The organism is Bacillus sp. COPE52 (genome assembly GCF_003355115.1).
In the GTDB taxonomy this organism is placed as follows: domain Bacteria; phylum Bacillota; class Bacilli; order Bacillales; family Bacillaceae_G; genus Bacillus_A; species Bacillus_A toyonensis.
Genome location: NZ_CP031292.1, coordinates 500,963 through 517,194, shown reverse-complemented (window position 1 = coordinate 517,194; position 16,232 = coordinate 500,963). Strand labels below are relative to the sequence as shown.

The window sequence follows — 16,232 nt, the reverse complement described above, 5'->3', positions numbered from 1 at the left end:
CCTTAAATGCAATAAGTATCCATTAAAGTGTATATTTATTGTTTCTAAATTAATAAACATAATAGAGATGGTATTCATCTTTTTTTCTTTACTTAAAATAGTATGTTGACACTTCAATTGGATGAGTAGGATATAATTGAAAAAGCACCCTGTTTACAGGGCGCTTCATTTTACCAATTTATTCCCCCATTTTTCTGTACATTAAAGGAAATATTGAGACCTGATTAAAATAAATGAAAAAAGGTGTTGAACAAAAGTTCTACACCTTTTTTTCTAAATAGAAATAAAACAACACACCATCAACTGTATTATATACCCCATACTCTGCTCCATGAAGTTCTAAGATGTTTTTTGAAATGGCAAGTCCAAGTCCTGTTCCACCTTGCGACCGTTGTCGTGCTGTATCAACCCGGTAAAAACGATCCCAAATTTTATCTAATTGATCTTTTTCGATATGGGCACCTTTATTTTCGATGCAGATTTTTATTCGACTTGGCTCATCTATTGTAGAAACAATAATGTCTTCTTTTTCTGGAGTGTAACGAATAGCATTCGTGATAAAGTTTGTGATTACTTGTTCCATAAGACGATGATTTGCAATGACTTCAATCGCAGAAAGATGTGTGTAAATATGTAATTGTTTTTTTGTTATCTCCAAAGATAACTGTTCACATATATGCTGAATGGCAATGTCAATATAAAAAACATCCATCTGCATTTTATACGTACCGGATTCAAATTTTGCTAACTCAAGCATATCTACAATCATCATATCCATCTTATCTACTTCTTTTTCCATAGCCTTAAAGTAATACTCTCTCTTATGATCTGCAACACCATCTTTTAAAATAGAAATACAACTTTTCATAATACTTAGAGGTGTCTTTAACTCATGCGATACCCCGGAAATAAATTCTTTTCTTGTATTTTCTAATTTTTTTTCTTTCTCTATATCTCGTTGTAACTGTTCAATATGTGAGTGTAATGTATTTGAAAGTAAATTAATATTTTGAGATAAATCACCAATTTCATCTCTCGATTCGACTGAAACCCTTTCTGAGAAATCTAGGTTTGCAATTCGTTTAGTTGTCTTGTTTATTTGTAATAAGGGTTTGGCTATCTTTTTTGAATAGTAAAAAGAAGATAGAAAAATAAGAACCAACACAAGCAAAACAATATAGACATAGTACTCTTTTATCATTTGTACAGCTTCATCAACCGGCTGCAAGGAAGCCATTGAAAAAATGTATGTTACTTCACCATTCTTGTCCTTTATCGGTTTTATTATTATCTTATATTTAATATCATTCTGTTCATAATCTATTTCTTGTAACGAATTGTAGTTAGCATTCTTTTTATTAAGCAATAAATTTGCCTGAAACTCCTGTATCCTTTCCATAAATAAATTATTTGTATAAGCAAAATTAGATTGTTCATTCCCACCCGAAAGTTGAACATTTGTAATATTCCCTTCTAGGTATGTTATAGGTAGTTGTTCTTCGGATGCTCTTTTATATTCTTTAGTATCTATTTTAGGGACTTCTATAGAATTATATTTATTTTTTTGCTGTATTAAAATATCAGTTATTCTTTTTTCTAATATCGGATTTATCAAATTTAGATTTTTTGTGTTAGAGAATAAAAGATATGGAATAAATGTAGAATTATTTTTTATCCCCTGCAACATAACTGTTTTTCCTAAAGGGAATATTTCATTTAACATATCTCTCGTATAATCGCCTTCAAACTTGAAATTATACAGTGGTATAGAAATTGTAGAGTCCGCGAATTGCTTTTCTTTATTTTTAGACGGATTTAATTTTACTTCTATATAAAAATCATTTACATTCTTTAAATACCCCTTACCATCTAATGTGGTAATCCATGTATTATGTTCTCGATAGAAATCTTGCTCTAGTTTTTGATTAACTTGTGAATTGCCTTCACTTTTCAAATAATCCTTTTCAAAAGAATTCACGTTTATTTTGACATCATTTACTTTTTTATTCGTATAAAATTGTTTAAAGAATATTGTTTGTCCAACAATAATGGTTGCCAAAATGAACATACACAACACTGTTGTTATCATAAATAATTTTAATACAATTCCTCTTTTCAATATTTGACCTCCAGTTAACAAGCTGCTCGACAATGATCATAACACTCTTAAATTTACCTTCCCATTCATTCCATGTTTCACCAACATTTCTATTCACTATACAATCACACCAATTAATAACAGCTAAGATACATGTTTTATAAAAAACTCCCTTGATCAACTTGTTTTTGCTTTATATATTTACAACTAACCATCTACATATTTTGTCATAGCTTTTAGTTACGATTATATGATACATGTTTTATGTAAAGATAAAATGCATTTTATCTTTACATCTGCAAAAAAAAAGGCCCTACCCACGTGTCAACATAAAATATATGTATAAAAAAAAGAGAGGTAAATTTTTCTATGTGATTATTGATATGGAAATCCGGAAGAAAAATAGATTTTATTGCAAGATATGTATAAGATTTGAAATTTATAATGCAAAGCTTCTTTACACATAGAACGCTTGGAATGAATATGGCTAAACACTATATATAGCCATTGTTATTTTTTGTGATTATTTGTACGAGCTCACTGTATTAAAAAAAGAAATTATATGTTTAGACATAATTCGAAATCATTTCAATCGATTTCCTGTACGTTAGAACACTCGTTTTAAAACTTAACAGATTATGTGGACCTAACTATCTATTGAATTAAGATATTATAAGGGCCTTTGGCGCAAATCTTCTCAATATTTTTATCAATCCCTATTTGAGTTGTAGAGGCACAAATTAATCCTACAATTTCTCCAGAAATGAGCAACACAATAAAAAAGTTGAGGATTCCCCCAACTTTTTTATACATTTATTGTCTTATTAATCCTGTAGATGTAACCTGATATGTTCTTTTCTTTCCTATATATTCCTGTTTTCCATACTCAAGGTTAGTTAAAGTCGCTCGTGTTTTTTCCTTTGCTGCTTCCCCTTCTATATGAGTTAATTCTATATAATCCCCTACTTTTATAGGTACTGTTTGGGTTTCAGCATTTTGTTGTCTATTTCCCACGATTTCCTTATCATAAAGAAAATCAGCTAAATACGTAGTTATTGATTTAGAGGTTGATTACTTTAAAATTTTATCAAATGTTTTTTCAATTTTATCAGCATCCTTTGATATTGCTAAAAGGATATAGTTATCTTTTGTTTTTAAGACATGTTTTTCTATTAAAAAATATTCGTCCGGAAGATAGTCTTTAAAGCTTTTGGATTTTTTTTCAATCCTACTTAAAATTTTCTCTTTAATGTTTTTTACATTTTTCATATCTTTTACTTTAATCGCAGCAATTTCATCAGCTTTAATATTTGTAGGAGCAGTATATAGCACAAAACTTTCGATCTCATCAGTATTTATGTTATATAGCTTTTGAAGCTTTTTACTATCTCCTTCCTTCATTTCTTCTAAGTTCGCAACCTGTTTAATCTTCTCCCCTATTTCTGTAGCTGAAAGGTTATTAACATTTTCTTTTTTTTCAAAGCAACCGCTTAAAGCTCCTAAAGTAATCATACAAACAATAATAGTAATAACGAATTTTATATTAAAAATTTTCAACAATTTTATCATTAGTTTAACTTCTCCTTTTCATTTAGTTGTTTCAAGCATTTAATTTAAACAAGGATTCTAACGATTCATATTTAATGAATATCGCCATAAACATAAATTAATTAAAGACGAGGATAACGCTCTTGATAGCTAGGACATATATTAAATACAATTGATTCTCTTATTCAGATAAATTACTTATAGATGAATCTTCAAAGAAGTTATTTACATTATAAAGCACTAATACATCATTAATTTTATTTTTCTGTACCAACATATTTAGACTATCTGTATAGTATCTAAGATCGACTATATGAATTTCACTAAAATGTGGTAGTAAAAAAGGCAGTAAAGAATTTGCATAAGAATCTTTGAAAACTAATAATTTTCCCCCACTCTTATTATCAGTTTTTATTTTTATTAATGGATGATTCCCATTGAAAAATACAGTATATTTATCTTTTTTCTTGATGTTCTCCATTTCATAAAGAGAAGTTGACGTTTTCCTTTCATCACCATACTCTAATTTATATTTATTAGCTTTCTTTTGTTCATATAATTCAATACTATCAGGATCTATATTTCTAAAGCCTGCTTTTGAATATAGGGATCCATAAAAGCTATTTGTAATCTCTTTAATGTTGAATGAATCACTTTTATTAGGAGTGAATTTCATGTTTTTTCCCAGCTCTTGATAGGCATAATATGCGCCTTTAGTGGTCCAATGATGATCGGTTTTGTAATATATATATTCATCTTTTTTAGAACTCAATACAGGATATACATCAATAAAGTTTATATCCTTATCTAAAGATTTTTTTACTTTATTAATATACGTAAGCTCATCACTATGAGAAACATAGTTTGGGAGCTTATTTTCTAAAATACTAATTGCTGTAGGTACTAACATGACTTGCATTTTCACGTTAGGATTAGCAATATGAAAATCATTTATTGCTTCTATTTTGTTTTTTACATCTTGTTCTTCAGGCTTACTAAACTTTTGAAGTAAAAATCCATCTTTACCTATATACACACCATTATTTTCTTTCTTTCCTATTGTTCGTTCCATATCAGATTTCACACTTATCCAAAAGTCCCTGAATGCAAACTGATCAGAAATATATTTTTCGTAATTAGAAGTGAATTTTTTTCCTATTAGATTTTGGAAAGAAAACTCTGGCAACTGTTCTAGTTTTCTATTTTCTGTATCTGAAAATATTTTATTAGGAGTTAGTAAATTTACGCTGAACATTCCTCCTATAAAGAGTGACAATAATCCTGCCATCGTACATTTGTATATTTTTTCATACCGATTCAAGTAACTCACCTCTTTCAAACAAGTACGATATCATTAAAACCTAAAATATAAGAATGGATTATATGTGTCATTTACTAAATACCCAGTTGAAAGAACTGCTAGTATGACATAAAAAACTGGAATACCAATAGCGCCCGGTAACTTTAGCTTTTCTCTAATATATACAAACGCTCTTTTTGGGAATGGTGTTGAACAAATTGCTAGGACAATAAATAGCATAAAATTGGTTGTTATATAGTATAGAGTTTTATTATCCAAGAAAACAGATTGATTAAAGCCAAACATTGTTCCTAAGAAATTCATTGCTACTGATAAGTTTTCAAATTCAAAAAACACCCATCCAATTAGAACAATGATAAGTGTATACACATGTGCGATAAAGCTCATCCTATTTTTAAGCCATTTTAAAAGAAATAGCTTTTCTAGTGTTACAAATAATCCAAAATACAATCCCCAAACAATAAAATTCCAGTTCGCTCCATGCCACAATCCTGTTAAGAACCAAACTATAAATAAATTTCTAAGTTGCTTAATTAATCCAGTCCGATTTCCGCCGAGAGGAATGTATACATACTCTCTAAACCACGAACCTAATGATATGTGCCATCTACGCCAAAATTCGGTTACACTTTTTGAGATATAGGGATAGTTGAAGTTTTCTGGAAAATCAAACCCAAACATTTTACCTAGTCCTTGAGCCATAGCTGAATATCCTCTAAAGTCAAAATAAATTTGGAAAGCAAAAGCAATAATCCCCATCCATGCTGTAATGATTGTAAGTTCTGATATAGAAGTTTCTTTTACACTTGTCCAAAGAAGTCCTATATTATTAGCTAAAAGTACTTTTAACGCCAGTCCTCTAACAAATAATTCCATACCTTCACCAAAACGATCTAATGTTACTTTTCTTTCTTGTAATTGTTTATCGATATCACTGTATTTTATAATAGGACCTGCAACAAGTTGAGGAAACATCGTAACATAAGTACCAAAAGAAATAATGTTTTTTTGCGCTTGTACTTTTCCTAGATAAACATCAATTACATAAGACATCGTTTGAAAAGTATAAAAAGAGATCCCTACTGGAAGAGGAAGAGTCTCGACCGGAAGATTTAAGTTAAAAATCGTATTGATGTTATCCACCACGAAACCATAATATTTGAAGAAACCAAGTATTCCTAAATTTATTATTATGGAATTAATAAATATCGCTTTTGTAATACCCTTTCTATCTCTATATTTATCTATAAGCACCCCATTAATATAGTCAAATATGGTAGAGAATATCATAATGACTATATACACTGGCTCACCCCATGCATAAAAAATGAGACTGACGATAAATAATATACAATTTCGAAGAACTTTAGGTGATACGTAATAAATAATAAGAGCTAATGGTAAGAACATGAAAAGAAAAATTAAACTACTGAACACCATTGTTCTTTCACCTCCTACAATTATTTTTTCTTGAAAATTTACAGTCCTTACATAAGAACTGTAAATTTCAAGTATAGGTACTACTTAACAGCACCTTTTAATTGTTCAAGTAGTTGCTTGTAATAATTAGCTTTAAAATGTACACCATCTTGATCATGTAAATCTTTGTTTTTTTCAAATATTGGAGATAAATCAATGTACTCTGCTTTCTCAGCTTTTGCTAATTCTTTAAGTTTCACGTTATATTCATCAATATGTTTATATTGTGGGTATTCTTGTAATACCTTATCTGCAACTGGTGTAACAGATAAAAGGTGTATGCTTACATTTGGAAGTTTTTCTTTTATTTTTTGTATTAATTTGGAATAGTTATCTATTGAAAACTTAACTGGATTTTCGATAGGTTTTCCTTCGAGATCCATAGGCATCAGTAAATCATTCGTTCCAAAACTCATAAAAATATGTTCAGGTTTTTTTTCTATTACTTTGTTAACATCTTCCTCTATAGCGATTGCTGTAACTTTCCCCTTGTCAGCAATAATATTTTTATCTTCTATTAATTCTTGATCAATCATTCCTTCAGTAATGGAATCTCCAAAGAATAAACTATTTTTAAAAATAGGTTTATACGCACTATCTTTTGATGTTTTTTCATGCGTAGCATTTTGAGTAACCTTATTTGATGGTTTTTCAGTCCCGTTATTTACACAAGCTGCGGAGGACAATACAACAGCCCCCGTAAGTAGACAAACGCATACTTTCTTTAACATTTCTATCTTCCTCTCAAATCATTATTTCGTAAGCGCTGGTGTATATAGCACTGCTATTTTGTTTTCAATATGGACCTTCCGTTTACAAAATATAGATTAAGCGTTATAGGTAAAGATTAGATGCAGATTATATAGATATAATTTAAAGAATCCACAGTTTGAAAATTAGTTATTAAATAACTTAACAGATGAATAATTTTATGCTTATATTTCTGAAATTGAATATGAAATTTGTTTGAAGAAAATGTGTTTAATAACCCATGAAATGGTTTGTTAATTGTCGATTTCAAGGTAGGGAATATGTGTTAGTTTAAACAAAAAAGGAAGTGAATTATTGTAGCTAGCAATAATTCACTTCCTTTTTATATTTGCTTTATATACATTAAACAAATTAAAAGAAATAAATAAAAACACGTTTTTGTTTATTTTAATTGATTTTTTAAATATTCTAACCAAATCGAGTAAAATTCAGGTTTAAAATGGATGCCATCATTAACATAGAGATCTGGATTATCTTTAAATATCGGGGACAAGTCGATAAAATTCACCTGTTCTTTCTTTGCTAACAATTTAAATCCTTCGTTAAAATCATTAATGTTATTATAACGCCCTTCTTTTTGTATACGCTCTGGTGTAACTGGTGTAATTGATAGGATATTTATTTTTGTATGAGGTAATTTTTCTTTTATTTTTTGAATCAGTTGGGAATATTGGGTTATTGCAGATTCTTTTGTTTCACTAAGATTACATAACCCAAGTAAAATAAATATATTTTTCGGTTTTTGATTAACTACTTGCTCAATATTTTTTTGAGCATCTCCAATTGATTTCCCTATACCACTTACAATGTTTTTTTCGTCTAATATATCAATATCATGAAGTCCATCTGTAATGGAATCCCCTAAAAATACACTTGATTTAAAAATAGATTTAAATGTCGAAGTATCTATATTAGACGAAGAGATGTGCTCTTTTTCAAAAGTGGTAGAAGAAGAGTCTGTTTTAGGGACTGGACTAGTAATAACTGTCTTACTATCTGGATTTCCGCAAGCTGATAAAGCGATGATACTTATCAATGGGATTGTAATTATTTTTTTAATCATATACAATTTCATTCCTTACAGTGCTTTTATTAGTAAAATTAGATAACATTTTTACTGATAAAAACCAAATTTTAAAGATAACCATTTATATACTATAGACGTTGATCTTTCTGGAAATTTAGTTGAAAATGATCCGATTCATTGTATACTCCAAATTCATATCCTTTTTCCTTATAAAATTTAATGATTTCTGGAAGTGCTTGTAATGTCTGTGGTTTTTCATGCATTAACACCACTTCTACATCCTCTGTTGTTGTACGTTTTACATCCTCTATAATTTGCTGGGGATTATCTTTTAATTTCCAATCATTTGAATCAATTGTCCAATCCCAAACTTTCATTCCAGCTTCTACAATTCGATTACGAATTTCCTCACCCTTTAATCCTGGTGCAGATCCATATGGTGGACGGACTAGTTTAGGAGTTGTACCCGTAATATTATGGATAAGATCTAACGTTTCTTTCATCTCTGGTACAAATTGTCCTTTTTTGTATAACTTATCACTATTATGTGTCATACTATGTGCACCAATATAATGCCCTTCTTTTACTGCTCGTTTTACATTTTCCTGAAAACCTGTATTTTGTAAATTGCTACCTTGCATAAAAAATGTCGAAGCAACATTTTGCTCTTTTAGTACATCTAAAAATTTCCCAGTTAATTCGCTAGGACCGTCATCAAATGTTAAATAAACAACTTTTCCTACTGGCTTTCCATCAGGTCTTTTTTGTTTTGCCGGTGATGTTTCCTTTTTCTTTTCTTGTTGTTGCGTATTAACATATTTCATACTTTCCTTAGCCACTCCCTTCGCTGGGGTAGAGTTCCATTCCCCAATTAAAAAGAATGTGAAAAAGGTCGTTGCTAATACAACTCCTAGAGATATTATTGCCTTAGTTAATACACTTTTTTTTTTCTTTTTTTGTGATTCTTTCATTATTTTTCAATCCTTTCCCTATTAATTTTCATATTCATTATTTATAAGGCTGAGCCTTTACTCGACTGAATCATTAGTTTCAACCAGTATTTACAATAAATAGATTAATAGAGACGGATAAAGATAAGATGCAGATAATGTCGATTTTGTTTAAAAATGATAAAAACGTGTAGAATTTTCGTTCTACACGTCTTTATTTAAATAGAAGAAAAATAACACTCCATCTTTTGTATTCAATACACCATATTCCACGCCATGCAGGTCTAGTATATTCTTTGAAATCGCAAGGCCTAATCCTGTTCCACCTTTAGAACGTTGACGAGACGTATCTCCTCGATAAAAACGATCCCATATTTTTTCTAAGTGTTCTGGCGCGATATGAGCCCCTTTATTTTCTATACATACTTTTACACGTTCGTTCTCTTCTATTGTAGAAATAATAATATTCTCATGTTCTGGTGTGTAACGAATCGCATTCGTAAAAAAGTTAGTTATAACCTGTTCTATTCGATGAGGATTTGCAACTACCCCAATTTTAGAAAGTTGTTTATGGACATGTAATTGCTTAGCTGTTATATCCGAGGTTAATTGCTCGCATATGTAATCAATCATCTCATCAATATGGAAAACATTCATTTTCATTTTATACGTACCAGACTCGAATTTTGCTAACTCCAGCATATCAATAATGAGCATATCCATTTTATCTACTTCTTTTGACATTGCTTTAAAGTAATAATCCTTTTTATTACTAGCAACACCATCCTCCAAAATTGAAATACAGCTCTTCATAATACTTAAAGGTGTTTTTAACTCATGTGAAACACCCGCGATAAATTCTTTACGTGTATTTTCTAATTGCTTTTCTTTCTCTATATCTTGCTGTAATTGATTAATATACGAATGCAAAGCTTTAGAAAGTGTATTAATATTTTGTGATAAATCACCTATTTCATCTTTTGTGGTAATAGGTATCGTCTCTGAGAAATCTAGACCAGCGATTTTTTTTGTAGTATCATTTATTTGTAACAGTGGTTTGGCAACTTTCTTTGAGTAATAGAACGATATCAAAACGATTAAAATCAATACAAAGATAATTAAATATATATAATAATCCTTTATCATTTGCACAGCTTCATCAACTGGTTGCAATGATGTCATAGCAAATATATAATTTTCCTTACCATCTACATCTATTGTCGGTTTGATTAATAGTTTATATTTAATATCATTTTCTTCATAATCCACTATTTCTGTAGAAGTAATATTACTTGGGTTTTGATTTAATATTAAATCAACCTGAAATTGTTTTATTCTATCTATAAATACACGATTTCGATAAATAGAGTTAGTTCCTACAGTCCCCTCCGGTAATTGTACTTTCTTAATGCTCCCTGCTAAATATAACTGTGCCCTTTCTTTTGAATATGCAGCTTTTGGGCCATATAACCTTTCTGACAATTGCTTGTTCTCCAGCCCAAAATTCTTCTCTTTTATTGTTAACATCGCAGGGACTACTGCATCCCCTTCCTGTACTCCATCGATAATAATATGACTATCCTGTTCTAAACTATATTTTACCCTTTGTATATCTTCTAAATCGATAAAACTATACAATGGAATCTGAATTAAACGTTGAGAAAAGGTCTTATTTTGATTAGGGTTTAACTGAATTTCTAAAGAAAAATCATTTGCATATTTTATATTCCCTACTTTGTCTAGCGTTGTAACCCATGTCGTATTTTCTTGATAAAAATTTTGTTCCAACTCTTGAATTGCATCTACGTCATCTCCAGCTTTTACATATGCTTTTTCAAACGATTGAATATTCTTCTTAATATCATTAACTTTTCGATTTGCGTAGTATTGCTTAAAAAATATGGTTTGCCCAATAAAAATAGTTACTAAAATAAGTGTGCATAATGCTGTAGTTAATATAAACAATTTTAGTACAATTCCTTTTTTCATACCTGCCTCCCAAATTTATAGCCAATTCTAACAACGGTTACAATACAAGTTGCTTTCCCCCTTAATTTCTGACGCAGATTACGGATATGACTATTGACAGTCCGATCATCCTCAACAAATTCATAACCCCAAATTTTAGTGATAAGTTGTTCTCTTGTAATCACAATCCCTTGATTTTGCATTAAATTCATTAGCTGCATCATGAACAGAAGAATCTCGGCTTTCAATTAATCGTTTTGCTCTTGCCAATAAAATAGGAGGACTATATGGTTTTGTAACATAATCATCCGCTCCCAGTTCAAATCCCAGTAAAGTATCATCCTCATCCACCCGAGCTGTTAGCATAATAATAGATACATTAGAGTTCTTACGAATTCGCCGACAGACCACCCAACCATCTAATTCCAGTAACATAATGTCTAAAATAATTAAATACACCTCATGTTCTTCAAATATAGATAATGCTTCTTTCCCATCAATCACCTCTAAGACGTTATCCCCTTGGTTTAGTAAATAATCCTTCATAATTTCACTTGAAATATCTTCATCTTCTACAATTAATATTGTTCTTTGCATCTTTTATCTTCTCCACGATTAATTTTATTTTTATGAAGAAATAGTTCATTTTATATTTTAACCAATTAAAAACCTTTCACTATTTCCATCACTACTACCTGTAACATAGCTATATCAAGATAATAGCCTACTGGTATAAAGATAAAATGCAGGGATAACCCTAAAATTGAAAATTTATTATAATTGTATATTTGTAGGTAATGGGATTACATAAAACAAAACATAATTTTGTACTAGAAACTTTTCGTTCCAAAATGACCATTTTTGGTTAAAAAGAATTCTTTTTTTTATTGACTATGAAGTAACCACATAGTTTATAGTATGAATATTATTCCTTATAGGAGGCAATATAATTAGATGGATAGCTATAAGTTAACTAAAAGTGAAGTAATTAAGATTTTTAATACAACGAAAGAAACACTTCGATTCTATGAAGAAAAAGGATTAGTTCAGCCAAAGGTGGGTAAAAATAACTATAGACTTTATGGAAATGAAGACCTACAGAGAATTAGCCAGATCTTCTTTTGTAAAGATATAGGCTTTTCAATTGAAGAAATTGATTTAGTAATAAATAAGAGAAATATAATAAACAATATAAATATCTTACAGAACAAAAAAAATGATATTGAAACTGAAATTTATCGATTTATTGAAATGCAAAAGAAAATTACTAGGCTCCTCGATCTCCTTCAAAATAGAAGTAGAAGCTTCAATAAGATTCAAAGTGTCTATTTTGAGGAAAGAAAATATTATCACATCAAAGGAGAAAACTTTAATAGTGTAAAATCCTTTTTTGAGAAATTCCGTTCTATTTTTAAGCAAGGTGAATTTTTTCAAGAACAATTTATAACAATGTGTTCTATTAAGAATTTATTCAATGATGATCTGGGACTTTCAGTTTATTATCCTGTTTTGAACGATACAGAGATAGAGCATGTTGAAATTCTTAGTATACCTGCAGGTAATTATCTTTGCGTTGATTACGTATGTACAGAAGAGCATATGGATGAAATACGACGTCAAATATATACAAATATTACAGACTATATAGAGAGAAATGGTTTACAGTTTAGATCATGTAATGTAATTGAAACAGATTTACATGAATTGAATCTGTTTTATCCAGAAGGACAGATAATTATGAATATGCAAATTCCTGTTGAAGAAAAATCGAAACACCAAAAGAAATAAGCATTTTATGCTGCCCCTTATCCCCTGGGCATTCACTATACAAACAAAGGCGAAGTCTTTAAACGGACTCCGCCTTTTGGATGTATCATGAATTACAGCAAGTACTCCTCCTCATAATATTTCCTCATACATTCATGTCTCTGTTTATTTCTTTACAAATTTTGCAAAAGAACCAAATTTACGCTATTTCCTTGCAGAAATAGGTTGAAACCAAATATCTTCGTCATTATCATTTAAATGTACTTCAAAAACATATATAGGTTGAGAAAAACCTTTTGTATCAGTGTAGTATTCTATATTATATTTTGTAATGAATAATGTATCACCTGCTTTGAAAGATCCTATAGGATCAAATTCTCCTTGTTTCAGTTTTTGAAATGCTTCCTTTGGAGAAAGAATTTCAACATCTCGAACATGTGATTTTTTTGTAACGTAATCTTTATAAACAGGCATTTTTTTCCCCTTCGTCTTTTAATTCTATCGATGTTTTTATAGTAACTTGAGACATATCAGTTTTTGTAATGGGATCAATAGGCATATTTCCAAATTACTGCAAATGCTTTAAAGTATGTAAATGATGGTGGAGAGATTTTTTTCCGTTTTGAGGAGGATCATAAAGAAAATCGATTGCTTATTCAAGATACAGGCATTGGGATAAAGCAAGAAGATATACATCGTGTATTCGAAAGAGGATTTACAGGTTCTACTGGAAGAACACATACAAAATCTACTGGAATGGGCCTGTATCTTGCGAAACAAATGGCTTTAAAATTAGGGCATGATATTTCTATTCAATCACCAGAAGGAAAATATACAAGGGTTACCATCCATTTCCCCAAAATAAGAAATTACCATCAATTCCTGTGAAGAGTAGATTAAGGATACCTTTAGAATATTTTTAAAAACATTAAAGTTCTTAATGCATATGTGTTCAAAATGATTTTTAAACCAGAACCTTATTAGACAGTGCTTTTTAATGAAATTTATATTTTGAAAATTTTATATGTGATAGCCTATTTTTTAAAACTTCATATGTATAGAGATTTCGCCTATATTTTGCATAACAGCTAAATCTCTTTTTGTGTACAGAAAATTGTATAGTTCTGTACACAATAATATTGAACAAAAGGAGATAAAAAAAGATTATAATAAATAGAGTTACATCATTTAACGCAAAAAGAACCTGGTTCAATGGTCGAAATATTAGCTAATAAAAATGAGGAATTTACTAAAGCACTGCATTGTTATGTGGAATCAGGGGAAAGTTTTAGAAATAACAAAGATATATATAAACAGTATAATAATTTTAGAAATAACTATTGTAAAATGAGGGCGCAAGAACCTTTAGAAAGAAAATAAAAAGATGAAAAAAGTGATGCAAGTAAGTTGCATCACTTTTTTACATAAATACGGGAAGTAGCTCTTAAGATTCAATGAGTCTTTTTTCCCGCCTTTGAACAGTTCGTTTAGGCTTCAATGCCTTTATTCAATGATATTTCAGCAGTACCTTTATTTTTCACATTTAATATTTTTGTTCCTTAGCCATGAATATACTTAGAAAACCTCTAAAAACTATTTGATAATCTTTTAGAATCTAACTTTCTTATAATACTCTTTGCTATTTCTTCAATATTTTCATTTAAAAAGAAATGATTACCTTCAAAAGAATGGAGAGTACACGTTTTACTTGTATATTGCTCCCATTTTATTACTTGATCATATGTAGTAAATTCATCATTTTCCCCATTAAATATAAGAAAATCAATATCACATGGTTGTATATTATTGTCATGAATATATGTCTCGACAATTTTAAAATCTGCTCTTAGAATTGGGAGAAAAATCTCCATTAATTCTTCTGATTGAAGTACCCCGGATGGTGTACCTCCCATTGCAATAACTTCTCTTTTAAATTGCTCATTAGAAAGATTATATCGGATATTTTTTATTTTACTATTTGGATGGTTTCTACCGGATAAAACAAGAAATTCAGGCGATACTTTTTTAGAGTCCTTTATTTTTCTGGCTACTTCATAGGCAATCAAACTTCCCATGCTATGCCCGAATAGAATGTAGGGCGAATCATCTATCTGCATAACTATATTATTGTAGACATCATTTACGGCCTCTTCCATACTTTGGTACAGGTTTTCTTCAATTCTATATCCTCTACCAGCTAACTCTATCGGGACTACCTCAATATATGGATTAAAGTGATTTTTCCATTTTTCGTAACTAAACGCAGATCCCCCAGCATGTGGAAAGCAAAAAAGTTTAGTCTTCTGCATTGATTTTCTCCTTACTTTCAAATTTGTATATATTTTGGCAAATTGAATAAATGTCTTTAATTATTATCTCTTGCGGAAATTCATCCCTTGTTGCACAAGCAGATATCTTATAATTTGGCTCAATGTTATATTGTCTAAAGTAAAAGTTTTGAGGTATATACTTATATGAAATTAAAGTTCGTGACTCTTTTTTTATAGAGAATGAATTTAACGGGATATAAAGCCCTTTTCCAATCGTTTTTATATAACTTTCTTTTAATGTCCATAAATCATAAAAATAATTAATTTGTTCATCAGAATTCATTTTAGATATATCATAAAATTCTTCCTCTGAAAAAAATTCATTTGCTAATTTAAGAGCCTCTATTTCTGAAACCTTTTCTATATCAATACCCACATTAAAATTAGCAGTAGTACAAACCACCCATTCTTCTGAATGTGACAGATTAAAATGAAAGTCAGAAAAATTTTCAACAAAAGGTTTTCCATACTCATTATATAAATCTAATTTCTTCATTATTAATTTTATATTTTTGGCAGATTAGAGATCGGATTAGTAAATCCCCTATCAGGGTCCTATTAATGTCGCATGAGTTTAATAAACGCTTCATTCGTTCTTTCTTCTCATTTGAAACCAAGTTACTAAGTTGCTTAAACAAATGACTTTCAATATTCTTTGGTATTTTCACAGCTTGAATGTGTATGATATATCACTTCCTTTTTTAAAGGATGGCTTCACATATGTGCGTTACATAAATTCAAATTAACCTTATTAAATTGCAAATACAATAGAAAAGGTGCATATTTACATATCAATGAAAATATACAACTTTCCTCAGTAATATCATCAAAGCATTAGCTTCTATTACAAAAAATGGAGAGCATTTACATCATTCTATGAGCAACTAATATAGGTTTCTATGTCTCTACCAAGTAATTTTTGCATTACCCTCTTAAAAAGTAATACTCTTGATATATTCATTATTGCCTACAC

The 16,232-nt window shown here is 29.7% G+C and carries 11 protein-coding genes and 5 pseudogenes; 3 read left to right on the top strand and 13 right to left on the bottom strand.

Annotated features, from left to right (window positions below):
• Nucleotides 1–259 precede the first annotated feature (259 nt).
• The 10 genes and pseudogenes from DPQ31_RS02540 to DPQ31_RS02495 form a co-directional block, all read right to left on the bottom strand.
• Complete coding sequence (locus DPQ31_RS02540; RefSeq protein ID WP_208731514.1) at nt 260–2,119, bottom strand: sensor histidine kinase; 1,860 nt, start codon at nt 2,117–2,119, stop codon at nt 260–262.
• 792 nt (nt 2,120–2,911) lie between these two features.
• A pseudogene (locus DPQ31_RS02535) lies at nt 2,912–3,130 on the bottom strand (putative mucin/carbohydrate-binding domain-containing protein); the annotation flags it as partial.
• Between the two features lie 39 nt (nt 3,131–3,169).
• Complete coding sequence (locus tag DPQ31_RS02530) at nt 3,170–3,667, bottom strand: DUF4358 domain-containing protein (protein ID WP_098711000.1); 498 nt, start codon at nt 3,665–3,667, stop codon at nt 3,170–3,172.
• Between the two features lie 160 nt (nt 3,668–3,827).
• On the bottom strand, nt 3,828–4,967 hold the full coding sequence (locus tag DPQ31_RS02525; protein ID WP_208731513.1) for a DHHW family protein: 1,140 nt from the start codon (nt 4,965–4,967) through the stop codon (nt 3,828–3,830).
• Between the two features lie 33 nt (nt 4,968–5,000).
• Entirely contained in the window at nt 5,001–6,407 is a 1,407-nt protein-coding gene (locus DPQ31_RS02520; protein WP_208731512.1) for an MBOAT family O-acyltransferase, read from the bottom strand.
• Nucleotides 6,408–6,487: 80 nt separating this feature from the next.
• Nucleotides 6,488–7,177 (bottom strand): GDSL-type esterase/lipase family protein, encoded by a 690-nt coding sequence (locus tag DPQ31_RS02515; protein ID WP_098912083.1) that lies wholly within the window; start codon nt 7,175–7,177, stop codon nt 6,488–6,490.
• Nucleotides 7,178–7,599: 422 nt separating this feature from the next.
• On the bottom strand, nt 7,600–8,280 hold the full coding sequence (locus DPQ31_RS02510) for a GDSL-type esterase/lipase family protein (RefSeq protein ID WP_098912084.1): 681 nt from the start codon (nt 8,278–8,280) through the stop codon (nt 7,600–7,602).
• A gap of 92 nt (nt 8,281–8,372) precedes the next feature.
• Entirely contained in the window at nt 8,373–9,215 is an 843-nt protein-coding gene (locus DPQ31_RS02505) for a polysaccharide deacetylase family protein (protein WP_208731511.1), read from the bottom strand.
• A gap of 183 nt (nt 9,216–9,398) precedes the next feature.
• Complete coding sequence (locus DPQ31_RS02500; protein ID WP_208731510.1) at nt 9,399–11,183, bottom strand: sensor histidine kinase; 1,785 nt, start codon at nt 11,181–11,183, stop codon at nt 9,399–9,401.
• A pseudogene (locus DPQ31_RS02495) lies at nt 11,180–11,759 on the bottom strand (response regulator transcription factor). The gene DPQ31_RS02500 and the pseudogene DPQ31_RS02495 overlap by 4 nt, the downstream one beginning before the upstream one ends.
• 357 nt (nt 11,760–12,116) lie before the next feature.
• Between DPQ31_RS02495 and DPQ31_RS02490 the strand changes: the two are divergent.
• Entirely contained in the window at nt 12,117–12,950 is an 834-nt protein-coding gene (locus DPQ31_RS02490; RefSeq protein ID WP_199634399.1) for a MerR family transcriptional regulator, read from the top strand.
• 183 nt (nt 12,951–13,133) lie between these two features.
• Here DPQ31_RS02490 and DPQ31_RS02485 read toward each other — a convergent pair.
• Nucleotides 13,134–13,497 (bottom strand): annotated as a pseudogene (locus DPQ31_RS02485) (VanZ family protein); the annotation flags it as partial.
• Here DPQ31_RS02485 and DPQ31_RS02480 point away from each other — a divergent pair.
• Nucleotides 13,494–13,817, top strand: a pseudogene (locus DPQ31_RS02480) (ATP-binding protein); the annotation flags it as partial. The pseudogenes DPQ31_RS02485 and DPQ31_RS02480 sit on opposite strands and share 4 nt — an antisense overlap.
• A gap of 285 nt (nt 13,818–14,102) precedes the next feature.
• On the top strand, nt 14,103–14,309 hold the full coding sequence (locus tag DPQ31_RS02475) for an HNH/ENDO VII family nuclease (RefSeq protein ID WP_257207546.1): 207 nt from the start codon (nt 14,103–14,105) through the stop codon (nt 14,307–14,309).
• A 206-nt stretch (nt 14,310–14,515) separates the two neighbouring features.
• Here the strand turns inward: DPQ31_RS02475 and DPQ31_RS02470 are convergent, their stop codons facing one another.
• Together DPQ31_RS02470 and DPQ31_RS02465 are read right to left on the bottom strand one after the other, a co-directional pair.
• Nucleotides 14,516–15,238 (bottom strand): thioesterase II family protein, encoded by a 723-nt coding sequence (locus DPQ31_RS02470; protein ID WP_208731508.1) that lies wholly within the window; start codon nt 15,236–15,238, stop codon nt 14,516–14,518.
• A pseudogene (locus DPQ31_RS02465) lies at nt 15,225–15,927 on the bottom strand (4'-phosphopantetheinyl transferase family protein). The gene DPQ31_RS02470 and the pseudogene DPQ31_RS02465 overlap by 14 nt, the downstream one beginning before the upstream one ends.
• Nucleotides 15,928–16,232: the final 305 nt, after the last annotated feature.